This window comes from Arthrobacter sp. CAN_A2 (assembly GCF_015752045.1).
GTDB lineage: Bacteria > Actinomycetota > Actinomycetes > Actinomycetales > Micrococcaceae > Arthrobacter_D.
This window is the reverse complement of sequence record NZ_JADOUS010000004.1, coordinates 178,810-193,877: the sequence shown is the minus strand read 5'-3', so window position 1 is coordinate 193,877 and position 15,068 is coordinate 178,810. Positions and strand designations below refer to the sequence as shown.

18 protein-coding genes are annotated in these 15,068 nt (G+C 67.3%); 8 read left to right on the top strand and 10 right to left on the bottom strand.

What is annotated here, in order from left to right; translation table 11 throughout:
• Positions 1-13: 13 nt before the first annotated feature.
• Entirely contained in the window at positions 14-1,165 is a 1,152-nt protein-coding gene (locus IWX63_RS06835; protein WP_199277409.1) for an App1 family protein, read from the bottom strand.
• 157 nt (positions 1,166-1,322) lie between these two features.
• Here IWX63_RS06835 and IWX63_RS06830 point away from each other — a divergent pair, with 157 nt between their 5' ends.
• From IWX63_RS06830 to IWX63_RS06820, 3 genes are all read left to right on the top strand, one after another.
• Positions 1,323-1,676, top strand: a complete 354-nt coding sequence (locus IWX63_RS06830) for a hypothetical protein (RefSeq protein WP_199277408.1) — start codon at positions 1,323-1,325, stop codon at positions 1,674-1,676.
• Positions 1,677-1,859: 183 nt separating this feature from the next.
• Positions 1,860-2,249 (top strand): hypothetical protein, encoded by a 390-nt coding sequence (locus IWX63_RS06825; protein ID WP_199277407.1) that lies wholly within the window; start codon positions 1,860-1,862, stop codon positions 2,247-2,249.
• A 33-nt stretch (positions 2,250-2,282) separates the two neighbouring features.
• Positions 2,283-3,209: an HNH endonuclease gene (locus tag IWX63_RS06820; RefSeq protein ID WP_199277406.1), complete on the top strand. Its 927-nt coding sequence runs from the start codon at positions 2,283-2,285 to the stop codon at positions 3,207-3,209.
• Between the two features lie 74 nt (positions 3,210-3,283).
• Here the strand turns inward: IWX63_RS06820 and IWX63_RS06815 are convergent, their stop codons facing one another.
• Complete coding sequence (locus IWX63_RS06815) at positions 3,284-3,463, bottom strand: hypothetical protein (protein WP_199277405.1); 180 nt, start codon at positions 3,461-3,463, stop codon at positions 3,284-3,286.
• A 137-nt stretch (positions 3,464-3,600) separates the two neighbouring features.
• Positions 3,601-3,918, bottom strand: a complete 318-nt coding sequence (locus IWX63_RS06810; protein ID WP_199277404.1) for a hypothetical protein — start codon at positions 3,916-3,918, stop codon at positions 3,601-3,603.
• A 257-nt stretch (positions 3,919-4,175) separates the two neighbouring features.
• Between IWX63_RS06810 and IWX63_RS06805 the strand changes: the two genes are divergently transcribed.
• Entirely contained in the window at positions 4,176-4,580 is a 405-nt protein-coding gene (locus IWX63_RS06805; protein WP_199277403.1) for a hypothetical protein, read from the top strand.
• Between the two features lie 172 nt (positions 4,581-4,752).
• Here IWX63_RS06805 and IWX63_RS06800 read toward each other — a convergent pair whose 3' ends face one another.
• Positions 4,753-5,667, bottom strand: a complete 915-nt coding sequence (locus tag IWX63_RS06800; RefSeq protein WP_199277402.1) for an alpha/beta fold hydrolase — start codon at positions 5,665-5,667, stop codon at positions 4,753-4,755.
• A gap of 135 nt (positions 5,668-5,802) precedes the next feature.
• Between IWX63_RS06800 and cls the strand changes: the two genes are divergently transcribed.
• Positions 5,803-7,287 (top strand): cardiolipin synthase, encoded by a 1,485-nt coding sequence (gene cls / locus IWX63_RS06795; protein ID WP_199277401.1) that lies wholly within the window; start codon positions 5,803-5,805, stop codon positions 7,285-7,287.
• 48 nt (positions 7,288-7,335) lie between these two features.
• On the opposite strand, the gene IWX63_RS06790 is transcribed toward cls, so the two are convergent.
• On the bottom strand, positions 7,336-7,512 hold the full coding sequence (locus tag IWX63_RS06790) for a CsbD family protein (RefSeq protein WP_199277400.1): 177 nt from the start codon (positions 7,510-7,512) through the stop codon (positions 7,336-7,338).
• A gap of 246 nt (positions 7,513-7,758) precedes the next feature.
• On the opposite strand from IWX63_RS06790, the gene IWX63_RS06785 reads away from it, so the two are divergent.
• A complete protein-coding gene (locus IWX63_RS06785) occupies positions 7,759-8,922 on the top strand; it encodes a fatty acid desaturase family protein (RefSeq protein WP_199277399.1) in 1,164 nt (387 codons plus the stop codon).
• Between the two features lie 112 nt (positions 8,923-9,034).
• On the opposite strand, the gene IWX63_RS06780 is transcribed toward IWX63_RS06785, so the two are convergent.
• The 5 genes from IWX63_RS06780 to pnuC form a co-directional block, all read right to left on the bottom strand.
• Positions 9,035-10,201, bottom strand: a complete 1,167-nt coding sequence (locus tag IWX63_RS06780; protein ID WP_199277398.1) for a phosphotransferase — start codon at positions 10,199-10,201, stop codon at positions 9,035-9,037.
• A 90-nt stretch (positions 10,202-10,291) separates the two neighbouring features.
• Positions 10,292-10,417, bottom strand: coding sequence for a hypothetical protein (locus tag IWX63_RS16765; protein WP_334685701.1), 126 nt, complete (start codon positions 10,415-10,417; stop codon positions 10,292-10,294).
• A 23-nt stretch (positions 10,418-10,440) separates the two neighbouring features.
• A complete protein-coding gene (locus tag IWX63_RS06775; RefSeq protein ID WP_199277397.1) occupies positions 10,441-11,190 on the bottom strand; it encodes an NUDIX hydrolase in 750 nt (249 codons plus the stop codon).
• Positions 11,187-12,296 (bottom strand): AAA family ATPase, encoded by a 1,110-nt coding sequence (locus tag IWX63_RS06770; protein WP_199277396.1) that lies wholly within the window; start codon positions 12,294-12,296, stop codon positions 11,187-11,189. Before IWX63_RS06770 ends, IWX63_RS06775 begins: the two co-directional genes overlap by 4 nt.
• Positions 12,293-12,955, bottom strand: a complete 663-nt coding sequence (gene pnuC / locus IWX63_RS06765; protein WP_199277395.1) for a nicotinamide riboside transporter PnuC — start codon at positions 12,953-12,955, stop codon at positions 12,293-12,295. The genes IWX63_RS06770 and pnuC overlap by 4 nt, the downstream gene beginning before the upstream one ends.
• 141 nt (positions 12,956-13,096) lie before the next feature.
• Here pnuC and IWX63_RS06760 point away from each other — a divergent pair, with 141 nt between their 5' ends.
• Entirely contained in the window at positions 13,097-13,270 is a 174-nt protein-coding gene (locus tag IWX63_RS06760) for a hypothetical protein (protein ID WP_199277394.1), read from the top strand.
• 87 nt (positions 13,271-13,357) lie between these two features.
• Positions 13,358-14,785 (top strand): pyridoxal phosphate-dependent decarboxylase family protein, encoded by a 1,428-nt coding sequence (locus tag IWX63_RS06755; RefSeq protein ID WP_199277393.1) that lies wholly within the window; start codon positions 13,358-13,360, stop codon positions 14,783-14,785.
• Positions 14,786-15,068 lie beyond the last annotated feature (283 nt).

Genomic DNA, 15,068 nt, shown 5'->3' with positions numbered 1-15,068 from the left:
GGCGCACGCCCGATCAGTCCGTCTCCGCCGCGATGTCCCCTTCCTCGGGTACGTCCGCCGTGCGCACGGTGTCCTCGATGATGCCCATCTCCTCGAGCCGGGCGGACATGCCGGCGCCGTCGGGGGCGTAGATCCACGGGACCCCCGGCGTCGGCTGGATGCCGGTCTTCGAACGGCCGCCTGCGAGGACCGCCTCGCTCGCGGACAGCTGGCGGATCGCGATGGCCCGCACGTTCTCCGGGTGGCGGCGGGCGAACTCCGCGTAGATCGCCTCGTCGTGCTGGCCGTCGTCACCCACCAGCAGCCACTTCATGTCGGGGAACTCCTCGGCGAGCCGCTCCAGGGAGAGCCGCTTGTGCTCCTGGCCGCTGCGGAACCACCGGTCGCGGGTGGGCCCCCAGTCGGTCAGCAGCTTGGGCCCCGCCGGGTAGAGGTTCCGGGAGAGGAAGCGGGACAGCGTCGGCGCCACGTTCCAGGCCCCGGTGGAGAGGTACAGCACGGGTGCCGACGGGAGGGTGCGCACGATCCGTTCGTACAGCACCGCCATACCGGGCGTGGGCGTCCGCGCGTGCTCGTCCAGCACGAAGGTGTTCCACGCGGCGAGGAACGGTCGGGGCAGCGCCGTCACCATGACGGTGTCGTCGATGTCGGACACGACGCCGAACCCGGTCCCGTCCGCGACGATCCGCACGGGTGCCTCGGCCGTCCTGGAACCGCCCGCCTGGAGGGTGATGTTGTGCCACCCGGCGTCGAGGTCCACCGGGATCCGGGCGTCCACCACGCCGCCGCGGTCCGCCTCAACGTCGTGCACCGTGTCACCGATGGTGACATGCACGACGGCGTGGGCCACCGGGGCGCTCGTGAAGTTGCGCCAGCCGCGCATGCCTTCCTGCAGCGGCTTCAAAGGGCCGTCCTGCGACCCCGGGACGGCGTCCCTCGGATCGCTGAGGACGACGCGCGCCAGTACCCGCACCCACGACGTCGTCCCGTACCCGGTGTAGGGGATGACGGTCTCGACCCGTCCGCGGCGGATCGCCAGCCGGGTCTGGAAACGGAGCCAGGCGTCGTCGAGGCGCATCGCGACATGACGTTCCTCGCCGGCGGGTGTCGTGGCACGGCTCGTGGGGGTGGAGCGCGCGTGCGGTTTCAGTGAATGGGGGCGCATGGTCCCAGTCTGGCACGCCCCACCGCGGCGGACGAGCGGAGTCCGCACAGGTCACGGGCGGCTAACAACTTGGCGTTCGGGATCGGCCGGTCTTGTCGGTGGGAGCAGCGACTGGGACGCTGGAATTTCTATTCAGCCAACGATCAGCGGGGACGTCATGGCACAGGAGTGGGGACGGACGAGCGTGCGCTTCAAGGAAGACCCCGTGCTGCGGAGCTGGGCCGCCGGAGCGGCACAGGACCCCGAGACGACGGCGATCGACCTCGCCCATGCGATCCTCTTCGGCCGGGCACAGGCAGCACTCGAGGCCGTCGCGGCGGGAGGGGTGGGCCTCTCGGCAGACCACGCGCGGGCCCTGCACTTCGCGAACGAGATGGCGGAGCTGCGGCACTACGGACCGCTGATCGCCGTCGACGACGGACTTCCCGTCCTCGCGCCGGGCGTGCGCGAGGTGATCGGCAGCTTCGACACCCTGATGCTGTGGCACGATCAGCCACCCTGGGAGCTGTGACGCCCCCACTCCCCTGACGGGAGCGATGAAGAATTCGCCGACTGTCCACCCATCCGTAGCGAAAGCGGACTCGAACATCCTGCGGTCTGCATTCCTGCGCGACCGGCCCCCCGCGCGGCCCGACTGATGTGCGGTGCAGTACCTCGCACGGGGTGACGCTTGTGAGTCAGGGGAGCTCTCGCTATGGATACGAACGTGATGCAGCGGTGTGACGCCCGGGGACTGGCGGACCGCCGGACAGGCCGATTCTCCCTCGCCGCCCGGCCACCCCTCCTCCGCCTGCGCTGGGGACCCCGCATCGCCATCGACCGGGACGACGTCGCGCGCGTCGGATCCGCCATCGCCGCGTCCGGCTCGCCCGCACTGCCACTGCTGGTTGAGGTCACCAAGCTCAAGGAGGTCACGTGGGAAGCGAGGACGGCGATCCTCGCCCACGACTTCCCCGCAAGGGTCGCCGTGCTCGGGGCCGACCCCGTCGACCTCGTCCTCACAGCCTTCCTGGTGAGGACCCGCACCGAGGTGAGATTCTTCACCGAGCCGGACCACGCCGAGAAATGGCTGCTGCAGGGCTGAACCCGGCGGGCGGTCATCTGTCACACTCGTGCCATGGCGGCAGTGATCATTCCCTGGAACCCGGACGAGCCCCACTGGGACGGCCCGTACGCCGCTGACGTCGATGCCGTGCGACGGGCCGGCGTCGTCCGGCAGCGCTGGACCCTCCCCTCGCACCTCGCCTCGTCGCACGCTGCCGCCTCGCACGTCTCCCCCTCGCATGGTGCCGGCCCGGTCATCACCACCGAGCGCGGGATGGACGTGTGGTTGGTGATCCTCACCGGCCCCCCGGCCGCGCAGGGGCTGATCGGCCACGGCACCCTCGCCGTCGTCGGCGGGACCGCGCCGGAGGACGAGCCGGTGACGCCGGTCGAGATCGACTTCGACGCGCTCCTCGCCCACGGCGATCAGCTGGCCCTGCCGCGGCTCGTGGAATGCGTGCCCGGCGTCCTGGCGGCCGACGGCCGGCCGGTCGTGATCGAGGGGGCCGACGAGGCAGCGATGCGTGCGGCCTGGCGGGAGGCTTTCACCCCCGACGTCGGATCCCTCGACCCCGCCCCGGGTTCCCTGCCGCCGACGGCCGGCATGCGGGTGCAGGTCAACCGGTTCGAGCGTGACCCGGATGTGCGGAGGGTCGTCGTCGCCCACCGGGGTGCCGCCTGCCATGCGTGCGGCCTCGATTTCGAGCAGAGGTACGGCCTCGACGGCGGCGACCTGGTCCAGATGCACCACATCACCCCGCCGGAGTACGTCGACGCCGACTACGCCGTCGATCCGCTCGTCGACCTCGTTCCGCTGTGCCCCAGCTGCCACGTGGTCGCGCACAGTCGATGGCCGCGCCCCTACGGGATCAGTGAGCTCCGGGTGATGCTCGCCCGGAGCGGCTTCCTGCGTGGAACCGCCTTGACGGATGAGCAGCTCGCCGCCGAATCGGGTGCGGCGCGCATCCTCGATGCGTCGTCGGACCCCGACGCTCCCTGACGTCGGCCTGCCCTCCGCCCGCTTCGTCGTCCATCACCTGTCCACCCGGCGTCCGGGCACGCCCTGTCCTGCCGTCAGCGGTGAAGGATCCTGGCCACGCCGATCCAGAGCATGAACCATCCGATCATGCAGGACGGGATGGCGCTGATGAGCGGGAAGAGTACGTTCGACGGTCGGACCCATCGAGGCGCGAGGCGGTCGTCGAGGAGGAAGCTCAGCGCCGCCAGCAGCGTGAGTGGGGGAAGGAAGCACATCAGGACGCCGGGCCCGGCGACGGTTCTCGGTCTGGATGGTCGCCGCGCCGATGACACGCTGCTTCGTCCTCCTACGATGCGACGACGTCGATGCCGGCATAGCGCTTCGTCGCTTCGAAGTCCGGGCCACCTCCGCCTTAGTCCGTGACGAAGGTCAGGACGCCGTAGGCCCCGGGCGGAAGGTCCGCCGCGATCGTGATGGTGAAGCTGTAGTGTCCTCCGGCGTCGGCCGTCGCTGACTGCTCGTCCATCACCCAGCCATCGCTCCTGTCGATCCCGAGGTTGATGAGGATCTGCTGCCCGGGCTCGTATCCGCTGCCGTTGCTGGTGAACGAGGCGCCCTGCGCGACGGTTGCCCTCACCACGCCCCATTCGGGATCCGGCGTGACGACGACGCCCTCAGCCACCTCGGGCTCGGGCTCACGGGTGGGCGGTGCAGCCGGAGCCTCGGCCATCGCCGATTCCGCCGGTAGAGCCGGCTCGACGGATGGCGAGGAATGACTCGGCAACACCCTGCACTGCTTCACCCCCCACGGGGACACTATCTCCGAATGAACCGTCCGCATACAGCCAGAACGCGAGGTACTCAAACCGTGATCGCAGTAGCGCGACAGCCGTCCGGCTCTCCCCGCACCTCGGGCGCCCCCTGGACCACGAAGGGATCAGAGGAGCTGAGGCGGATAGGCTTTCGGAAGCCGATGGAAGGGGCAGCATGCCGCACGCACGTACTGAGGAAGACCGGGCCGTCATCATGGAGGCTGCCCGCAGCATCATGGTCCACACCGCGCGGCGGCAGGAGCTGATCACCTACGCGGACCTCAATCAGAAGATCAGCGAGGACACCGATACGGAACCGTTCGACTTCTCCCGTGAGGCCGATCGCGACGCCCTCGGAGCGCTCCTCGCCGACGTCGTGAAGGACGACCTCCTGCACAGCCGGTTCATGCTCTCGTCGGTCGCGACGCTCTCGGATCTCGAGAGGGAGCCCGGGAACGAGTTCTATGCCCTTGCGGAGAACCTCGGCCATCTCGAACCCGGCGCCTCCCGGGAGCGGAAGTACGAGTTCTGGGCAGAGCAACTGAAGCTGACCCACGATCACTACAAGCGCCGGATCTAGGACACCAGAAGGTCAAGGACGCCCGAAGGCTTCGATCTGTCGGCACCATCCGACTGGAATGCCAGGCCGCAGCCTCCACCGACGGCACGCCGAACGAGGAACGAGCGTCAGCGCGCAGCAGGATTCCGCCGGGCCCGGCCACGGTGTCGGACCGACAGTTCTGCACCTAGTGTCATGGTGGTGGTTTGTGCTGCGGGTGGAGGGTTCCACGGTGAATCTCGTAGGAGCGCGAATGACCGGGCTCATCAGGATCATCGACGATCGGCTGATCCGACATGAACTGACGGATGACGTGGGCCAGTTCGCCGGGGTTGCTGAAATTGATCGCGTGCGCCGCCCCCTCCATGATCACCACGAGGACGTGGTTGTCCGTGCTGCTCGCGACCTCGCGCACCCGGTCAGGGCTCGGCATCAGCGGATCGCGGTCGCCGATGACCACCAGGGTCGGGATCTTCAACGCCAGCAGGCGATCGAGTGACGGGTACCGGGTGAGGGCGCGAAACATCCTGACGGTGCTGGGGACACCGAATCGGAGGTAATCCGGGGCGGCCACGCGGATCATCCCGGCCGGCTCGCGTGTGCCGTCCCGAGCGAGTTGCCGGACGGCGCGTCGTAGCGGCTGGTTGTTCAATCCCCCGGCCGGCGAGACGAGGACCGCCCGGTCCAGACGCTCGGGGTAGCGATAGGCGAACTCGCAGATGACCGGACAGCCCATGGAGTTGCCGACCAGGGTGGCCGAGGTGATCTGACGATCATCGAGGAACCTGGCGGCCGCGCGAGCGAGATCGGGTACGTCGAGAGGGGTGATCGGCTTCCCGCTGCGTCCGAACCCCGGAAGGTCAGGTACCAGGGTGTGGAACTCGTCACGGAGGAGTTCCGCTGTCGGCAGGAGGTACCGGCCTGACAGGCCGAAGCCGTGGACGTGCATCATGACGGGCGCATCAGGGCCGGCGGGTGATTCCCGGTAGAAGACGTCGACGCCGTCGATCCTCGTCCAATGTTCCGCCAACGCCGAGGCGGGCCGCCTGGGCAGCCGGCGTCCCCGACGTCGGAATCCCGGCAGGCCTCGCTGATAGCTGGACACCATGCGCCGACGGTAGCGCTCGGGCCGGCGTCCCACGTCACTCCCCGGGGGTGATGTGGGCGTCGGGGCGTCGCCCTACCGTAGATCGATGACCCCTGGACGGCGATACCGCACGAGCGACCACGTAAAGGCAGACCGGTGAGCCCGGTACTCACCACGAACCTCGCGTGGATCATCGCGGTGCTCGCACACCTTGCCGTGTTCATGACCGCGCTCATCATCATTCCCAGGCGGCGCAAGCCCACAGCCGCCATGGCCTGGCTTCTGACCATCGCGCTGCTCCCGGTCATCGGTGTGGTGCTCTACCTCGTCATCGGCTCGGCCAAACTCCCGAAGCGACGCCGTGCGGAACAGACGCGGATCACCGCTCTGATCGCTGCCGCTGCTGAAGGACTGGACCTGACCCCGCAGCGAGACAGCTGGCCTGGGTGGTTCGCCAATGTCACCCGCCAGAACCAGTTGCTCGGGGGCATCCCGGTGGTCGGCGGCAACACCGGCATTCTCCTGGGCGATTATCGGCAATCCATCGATGCCATGGCCGCGGAGATTGACACTGCAGTGCGGTTCGTGCACGTGGAGTTCTTCATCGTGTCCTTCGACGACACGACCAGGGGTTTCTTCGCAGCCATGGAAGCCGCCGTCGACCGCGGCGTGACGGTGCGCGTCCTCGCCGACCACATCTCCTCCGCCAAGACAGTGCACAGCCGGGAGACCTTCGCTGAACTCGATCGGATCGGTGTGCAATGGAGCTACATGTTGCCGGTGATGCCCTTGAAGGGGAAGTACCAGAGGCCCGACCTCCGCAACCACCGCAAGCTGGTGGTGGTCGACGGGCGGGTGGGCTTCATGGGCTCCCAGAACCTGATCGACCGCAGCTACAACGCCCCGAAGAACCTCAAACGCGGTCTGCAGTGGCAGGAGCTGGTGACCCGGCTCGAGGGACCGGTGGTGACGACCCTGAATGCCGTGTTCCACTCGGATTGGCTGACCGAGACCGGGGAACACCTCGACCCGGCATCGCCGACGGCGAATCTACCTATTCGTACTGCCGTCTTCGATCGTTCCGCGGAGGCGATCGAATGCCAGGTGGTGCCGAGCGGGCCGTCCTACGAGACCGAGAACAACCTGCGCCTGTTCCTGTCCCTGCTGTACGGGGCGTCGAAACGGGTGATCATCACGAGCCCGTACTTCGTTCCCGATGAGGCGATGATGTACGCCATCACGTCGGCCTGCCAGCGCGGCCTCGACGTCCAGCTCTTCGTCTCGGAGATCGGCGATCAGGGTCCGGTCTTCCATGCCCAGCGTTCCTATTACGGAGAGCTCCTCGACGCCGGGGTGCGGATCTTCCGCTACCCGGCGCCATACATCCTGCATGCGAAGCATTTGTCGATCGACGACGACATCGCGGTCATCGGGTCCAGCAACATGGACATTCGTTCCTTCAACCTGGATCTCGAAGTGTCGCTCCTGGTACGCGGCCGCGTCTTCGTGCAACGCATGCGCGACGTCGAGGAGCACTACCGATCCGTCTCGAGCGAGCTGACCCGTGACGAGTGGGCGCGGGAACCGCTCTCGTCGACCTCCCTGGACGGTATCGCGCGGCTGACGTCGGCACTGCAGTAGCGCTGCAGGGCGGACTCATTACCCCTACAGGACGACTACGCTCGGTCGTCAACGCTTCCTGAAGGCATCCTTCACCTTCTCGGCAGCCTGCCTCAGGTCCGCCTTGATCTGATCGCCCTTCCCCTCGGCTGCGAGCCGGTCATCTCCCGTCGCCTTGCCTGTGGCTTCCTTGGCCTTGCCTTCGAGCTTCGTCGCCGCGTTCTTGATCCTGTTGCGCAGATTCATGGTGTTCTCCTTCGGCGTGCAGACCGGACGGCCCGTCGGGCCGGGTGCCCTTGACGCAGGCATACCCGGATCTCCCGCCGGATGATAGATCAGGCGGCCCGTATTCGCAGGCCGAGCATCAACCTCCGTCCGGATCGCACCGGTGGTTCCGGGTCGACATATGCTGATGCTGCTGTCCCGGACCCTGCCAGCGATGCATTCGCCGTTGAGTCGGCGCCATGAGGCTGAGACAAAGGGGCCAGGCAGATGAACCCGCTGAACGATGCACTGTCCGGTGTCGTAGCCCCTGAACCAGGGGCTACCTCGACTCGGGTACCGGCCGGGCCCGAACCCGCTCCGTCGTTGAAGCGTAAGGTACGGATCGCTGCTGCGAATCAGGCCGTTGCTTCATATGCCACGCTCCTGAAGCAGATCCGGGCCGATGGGCTGCTCGAGAGGTGCCGACCGTTCTACATCAGCGTTTTTCTCCTGCTCATGGTGGCGCTGACCGCGATGGGAATGGGGTTCGTGCTGATCGGTGTCCATTGGGCCCAACTGCTCATCGCCGCGGCCCTGGGTGTCATCCTTACCCAGCTCGCGTTCCTCGGCCACGAAGCCTCCCACCATCAGATCTTCGCCTCCCGTACGGCCAATGAATGGGCGGGCAGGATACTCGCCGCTGGTTTCGTCGGGATCAGCTACGCCTGGTGGATCACCAAGCACACACGACACCACAACGCTCCGAACACCGTCGGGAAAGACCCTGACATCACCATGGGCACCCTCTCGTTCCGGGCCGAAGACGCCGCCGTCAAGACGGGCTTCGGCGCGTGGTTCACGCGGCGGCAGGGCTATTTGTTCTTTCCACTACTGACCCTTGAAGGCCTCAACCTGCATGTTCAGTCGTTGAGGACCTTGTTCGAGCGGAAACCGGTGTCGCGCCGCTGGGTTGAGCTGGCCCTGATCGGCGTGCGCTTCGGCGGCTACCTCGGCATCCTGTTCTGGTTCCTACCAGCTGGGATGGCGTGCGCGTTCCTCGGCGTGCAACTGGCGGTCTTCGGTGTGTACATGGGCGCTTCCTTCGCCCCCAACCACAAGGGGATGCCGATTCTGGCCAACGATACGACCGTGGACTTCCTCGACCGCCAGGTGCGCACCTCACGCAACATCACAGGCGGCGCGTTCATCGATTCGGCGTTCGGTGGCCTGAACTTCCAGATCGAGCACCACCTGTTCCCGAACATGCCCCGACCGAATCTGCGCCGAGCAAGTCTCATCGTCGAAGACCACTGCAAGATCCTCGGCATCCCCTACACACAGGTCCGCGTCCTGGCGTCCTACAGGGCGGTGATCGCTCATCTCAACCTCGTCGGCCTGTCTGCCCGGGACCCTTTCGACTGCCCCATGATCAGACGGTATCGCCGCCCGTGAACGCGCGCGGCCCTCTACGAGCCGCAGGCGACGTGAAAACCACGGTGCGTCGCCTTCACCGGAACCGGGACCCAACCGGGAGGTGAAGGGACGCCGGGACGACGACGGCACGTCACATGCCTCTGGTGGCGTCGAGTAGATCGAGTACGAACGAGGCTGCTCGCGCACGCTCCCGCACGACAGCTGCCGACCCCGGGGCGGGCGAACCGAAGAGCACCTCGAGCGGCACCGCGGTGAAGCCGAAGAACACCAGCATCAAGAGCGCGTGGGTGCGTCGGAGGACGTCAACAGAGACATCGCATCCCTCGTCGATCAGACCCCGATGGTAGGCGGGCAGGCACACGGCTTCGAGCTGGGAGAGCTCGGAGGCCGCACGCTCACCGGTCTGAATCTCACCGATCATGAGTTGGGTGAGGTCGAAGGACAGCGGCGCCTCGCACCAGAATCCGAAGTCGATCAGGACCAGCCTCTTCCGATCTCCGCTCGTCGCGAGCAGATTACGGGGACAGGCGTCACCGTGCGCGCTGCCCAGCGGAGCTCCGTCGAGCTCCTCCAGGAAGCTCGGCAGCGCGTCAACTGCCCCCATCAAGCGATGCCTCAGATCAGGACCGAACGCCGGCGCCACCAGGGGATGTGCCCAGAGTTCGTCGCTACGGAGCACCGGCAAGACCTGATGCTCGAGCCGACCACGGTCGTAGCCACGGACCACCTCCGTGCTCCCAAGACAGCGGAGCGGTCGAACAGTGGGGCTCGCGGCCAGTCTGCCCAGCAGGTAGGCGGCGCGCACGAAGGCCTCGACCCCCCATCGACGCGAGTCGTGGTCGATGAATTGCAGCCACAGACCGGCCGAGAGTTCGTCGATGTCGATAACGGAGTAGGCACGGGGCATCGCGAGACCATCGGGGAGGCGCCTGTGGAGATCGGACCGGTAGACAGCGGGCTCACTGCGCCAGGGAAGGCTGGCCGCTGCGATCTCACGGAACGACTCCGGAACGTGCTCGAACTGGGGCGAGCGGGTCCAGGATTGGACCACCTTGACGAAGAAGGAGTACGGGGAGATACCCCCGGCGTGTCTCGCCGTGCCATGGACCCGATAACGCCCTGCCGTGGTGAGGGCGTCAAGGTCGTATTCCGCCACCTCTGCGTGGCAACTCACCACCTCGACGCTACTGACGCCGAGATCATCGTCGATCATGGCCGCGAGAGCGTCGTCGCTGACATCCGCCGACCCGAGGATCGTCCGATCGAACATCGCGCCGTGCCCCGGCTCACTCTTCATTCGAAGCCCTCCTCTGACTACGGACCATCACTGGAGACCGACACCAGTGGAGTGGAAAGGATGAGTGGTGTCAAGAGGTGCCGTCGACGCTCACCTCGACCTCGCCGGCCACAGGGCGTCGTAGCGGAAGGCGCGCTCCCGGCGGCGCAGCCATCTAGAGCTCCGGTAGGAGGCCGTGGCGCGGAACGCGCGCGGGATCGGGTCTTTCTCCGGCACGGGCCTGCTTGGTCCTCTGTTGGTCATCGGTCCGCCGCCCCTGGGGGGCGAGTCATGGGTGGGCTGAGGTACTCGCTCCTGACGGTGAAGAGCGCGGCCGGGGCGCCCTTGGAGCGGCTCGTTTTGCGGCCGGTGTCGGCCAGGGCCCCGGTCATCTTGCGGGTGAAGTTGCCGGCGTCGAGCTTCTCCGTGTTCCAGACGGCCTCGTAGACGTGGCGCAGCTGGTACAGGGCGAACTCCTCGGGCAGCAGCTTCGCCGCGGTGAGGGTGTATTCGATCTTCCCGGCGAGGCGCTCGAGCGCGGCCGTGAGGATCTCGCGATGATCGAAGGCCAGTGCCTCCGTGGCAAGAACCTCGTGGACGGGATGCCAGTGGGCGGCGGTGGCGTCGCTGCCCGGGTCGAGCTCGGGCAGGGTCCGGCTGTCGGTCGCGAGCAGCGCCAGATGGGCGACAGAGACGACACGCATCCTCGGATCGCGCTTCGGCGCGCTGTAGGTGGCGAGCTGCTCGACGTGGGCGCGGTGCGCCCCGAGGTCCAGCCCAGTCTCCTCCTCGAGCTCCCGCCAGGCGGCATCCAGCGCGTCTTCGTCGGGCCCGACGAAGCCACCGGGCAGGGCGAGGGCTCCCTTGAACGGATGTCCGCCGCGGCGGACGAAGGCCGCGTACAGGGTGTCGCCGGTCACGGCCAGGACGACGAGGTCCACGGTCAGCGCGACGGAGGGGTAGTCCTCGGGCTCGTAGTCCTCGAGGAACTGCTTTTCCCCGGCGCTCATAGATCTCCTGCCAGTACCGTGCGGGTAGCCCAGGGCGGGGAGGTGAAACGGTTCTGCTGGGCGATGATCTGGTCGATGATCGCAGTCGCGGTAGCCATGCGCCGGTCATGGTCGCCGCTGACCAGGATCCAGGAGTGGCCTTCGCGGGTCAGTTCCTCCCTGAACCATTCGGTCATCTCCGCCCGGCGGTGTTCGCCCTCGCGCCAGCCGTCGTCCTCGAAGGACACACCCTCATGGTCGGTGATCAGGTAGATGTCCCGATGCGGCAGCTGGGTCAGGGCCCGGTAGGAGCCGTGGCTGCCGTCACCGAGGTAGAACCGCTCCCACAAGGTGGTGGCGAGGCTGTCGGTGTCGGCGATGACCAGGGGGCAGCGCGCGGCCGCCTCGTTCTCCATCTCGTTCTGGCGTTCGCCGATCGCGGTGAAGTCGGCGGCGTTCCAGACGAGGTCGGCGAGAACGGCGCCGGGATCCCGGGTCCGTGCGGCGGCGAACTTGTCATAGGTGTACTGGCGGCCGAACTCCGGCACGTCGACCAGCTCGGGGTAACGGTTCCGGTAGTGCCCGGTCAGGGCCGTCGTGAGGGTACTCGTGCCGGTGGATTCGGCGCCGACCAGGATGATGCGGACCGCCATGTCCTGCCGGGCCGGCTTGATGATGCTCCGCCAGGCCGCGGTGAGGTCGTCCCTGCATCGGGTCCCGCTCACGGGGTAGGCGGTGCGGGCTGCATCCACCGTGACGTGCACCGCGCCGAAGGCGGCGGCCAGTTCGGTGCCGTACTCCTCGGAGCTGTAGACGGCGTCGACTGTGGTGATGCCGCGGGCTTTCAGGGCCAGGCGCACGAGCTCGGTGTGGGCTTTCCAGATCTCATCGGAGTGGTAGTCCTCGGGGCTGTCGTCCGACATCCCGATGACGGTCACATGGGTCTCGTCGAACTCGGCGGTGAGCCATCTGACGCGGTCCGTCAGCCCGATGTTCTCGAAGCGGTTGCCGAGGACGACGACGGCGAGCCTCTCGGAGCCCTCAGCGGCTGTGGCGATGAGATGCCGGTGGCCGGCGTGGGGCGGGTAGAACTTGCCGATGACCAGGCCCTGCGGGTGGAGGCTCATGCCGGCACCTTCTCGCTCGTTGTCGACGGGGTGGTCTGGACCGGGCGGGCGCGCTTCCAGTCGATGAGGCCGTAGACGCACAGCGCGGTGAAGCCGATGTAGAGGATGGCGGTGAGATTCAGGCCGCGGGAGACGTACAGCGGGATGGACACCAGGTCGATGGCGATCCAGACGTACCAGTGCTGGAAGATCTTCCTGGCCTGCCCGTAGGTCGCCAGCAGCGAGGCGGCGAGGACGAAGGCGTCCGGCCAAGGCACCTGTGAGTCGGTACCGTGGGAGAGGATCATGGCGATCCCGACGGTCGCTGCGACGACGGCGACGAGACCGGTGAGCGCCTCGGCCCGGCCGGCATCGCGGATGGGCAGGTCGCCTGTCGCCTGGGTGTCCCGCGCTCCACGGACCCAGTTGTACCAGCCATAGACCGCGACGGCGGCGAACACGGCCTGCAGCAGGGTCTCCCCGTAGAGGCCTGCTCCGAAGAACAGGATCATGAACGCGATGTTGTTGATGATGCCGACCGGCCAGTTCCAGGCACGCTGCCGGGCGACGCCGTAGACACAGGCCGCGCCGGTGACAAAACCGATGACCTCGATCCAGCTGACGGGTGCCCGGAGCAGGGTCGCTGCCGGTGAGGTCATCCAGTCCAATACGGCGGTCATGTAGTGCTCCTTATTTATTGTCATACTGACAATAAATACTCTAGGCCCAAACCGGGCAGAACGGAAGACTCCGATACCGGCGATGCGCGAGCCGTCGGTGGACTGGCTCACGTTATGCTCGGGCCATCTGATCGTTCGTCAATGGGGGTAGCTGTGCGTCTGGATGGATTCGGGTTCTTCGTCATTCTCATCGTCTGGTTCATCGTGCCCGCAGTGACCGCCTTCGTCCTGTACTGGATCGTCCGGCTCGGAGTGAAGCACGGGCTGCGCTCGTACTACACCGACTCCCCCGGGCGGCCTACCTCCGTCGAATAGCGGAAGCTGTCGCTGGGGTGGAGATTCCGGCTCGATGCCTGTCCGCCAGCACTGCCACGCCAGGGATCGCGGGCGTAGCATGCCGCTATGTCAGCACCTGAAGAACGCTACGGAGATGCCCTGGCCGCGGCGGCCGGGCATGCACGCCGGTGGCTGGAGAGCCAGGAAGAGCGGCGCGTCGGCCCGAGCCGGACCGCCGCCGACCTCACGACGGATTTCGGCGGCCCCCTGCCGCAAGCCGGGAGCCCAGCGGCCGACGTCGTGGACTATCTGGCCGCGAAAGCGGAACCCGGACTGATGGCCATGCCCTCCGGGCGGTTCTTCGGGTGGGTCATCGGCGGCACGTTGCCCGCGGCGTTGGCTGCGGACTGGCTGGTCAGCGCCTGGGACCAGAACGCCGGGATGCGGTTCGCAACCCCTGCGACGGCAGCCATCGAGGAAGCTGCCGGTACCTGGCTGCTCGACCTCCTGAACCTCCCACGGGAAGCAGATGTCGGCTTCACCACGGGTGCCACGATGGCCAACTTCACGGGACTGGCCGCGGCCCGATGGCGGCTGATGGCGGACGCCGGCTGGGACCTGGACGCCGAGGGCCTTGCCGGCGCGCCCCGGATCCGGTGTTTCGTGGGCAGGGAGCGGCACGACACGATCGATCTGGGGCTCCGCTACCTCGGGCTGGGCCGGCCCACGGAGGTGCCGGTCGACCGACAGGGCCGCATCGACCCGGCGGAGCTGGGCCGCACTCTGGACCTCGCCGTCGCTGATGCAGGGCCCGGACATTCGACCCGATCAACCCGCACACCGCTGCTGGTCTGCCTGCAGGCCGGGAACCTGCACTCCGGCGCTTTCGACCCGTTCGGGGACGCGATCGCCGTCGCCAAAGCCCATGGTGCCTGGGTCCATGTGGACGGCGCCTTCGGACTATGGGCTGCCGCCGTGCCGGAACTGGCGGCGCTGACCGCAGGAGTGGAGGGTGCGGACTCCTGGGGTACCGACGCGCACAAGACGCTCAACGTCCCGTACGACTGCGGGATCGCGGTGGTCCGCGATGCCACCGCACTGCGTGCCGCCATGGGCGTGCACACCAGCTACCTCATCCACGACAAGGACGGCCCGGCGGACCCCTTCGACACTGTCCCCGAGCTCTCCCGGCGTGCCCGTGGAGTACCTGTGTGGGCGGCGCTCAAGTCGCTGGGCCGGGACGGCGTCGCCAGTCAGGTCCGGGGGCTGGTGTCACACGCCCAGCACCTCGCGGAACGGCTGGCCCTCCTGGACGGTGTCGAAGTGCTCAACGATGTCTCCTATACCCAGGTTTCGCTGGCGTTCGGCGACGACGCCACCACGCGGGCGGTGACGGCCCGCATTATGGCTGACGGCCGGGTGTGGATGTCCGGTTCGCGCTGGCACGACCGGGACATCCTGCGGATCTCGGTGAGCAACTGGAGCACGGACGACGCCGACACGGCCGTCGCCGTCGACGCCGTACGGGACGCCCTGGCGGCCGTCCGCGGTTGACGGGCCGGAGGAGCAATATCCACGGCGGTCTCCAGGAAGTGACGAACGATTTCCTGCAGTGGGCATCCAGGCTGAACGAGGCATTCGTCTCCGACCGCCTCGATGGGAACTACGCCAGGCACCACGTCGAGGGTGGCCGGGGTTCCATCGACGAACAGCGAACCAGCTCCCACTGTCACCTGTTACTTGCCTTGTCATTTCAGGGTGCAGAAGGTAGCGGCCCTGGGGGTGCAGACCGTAGCAATCGCTGGATAGACAGGTAGAGAGGCGCCCTGCAGAAGTA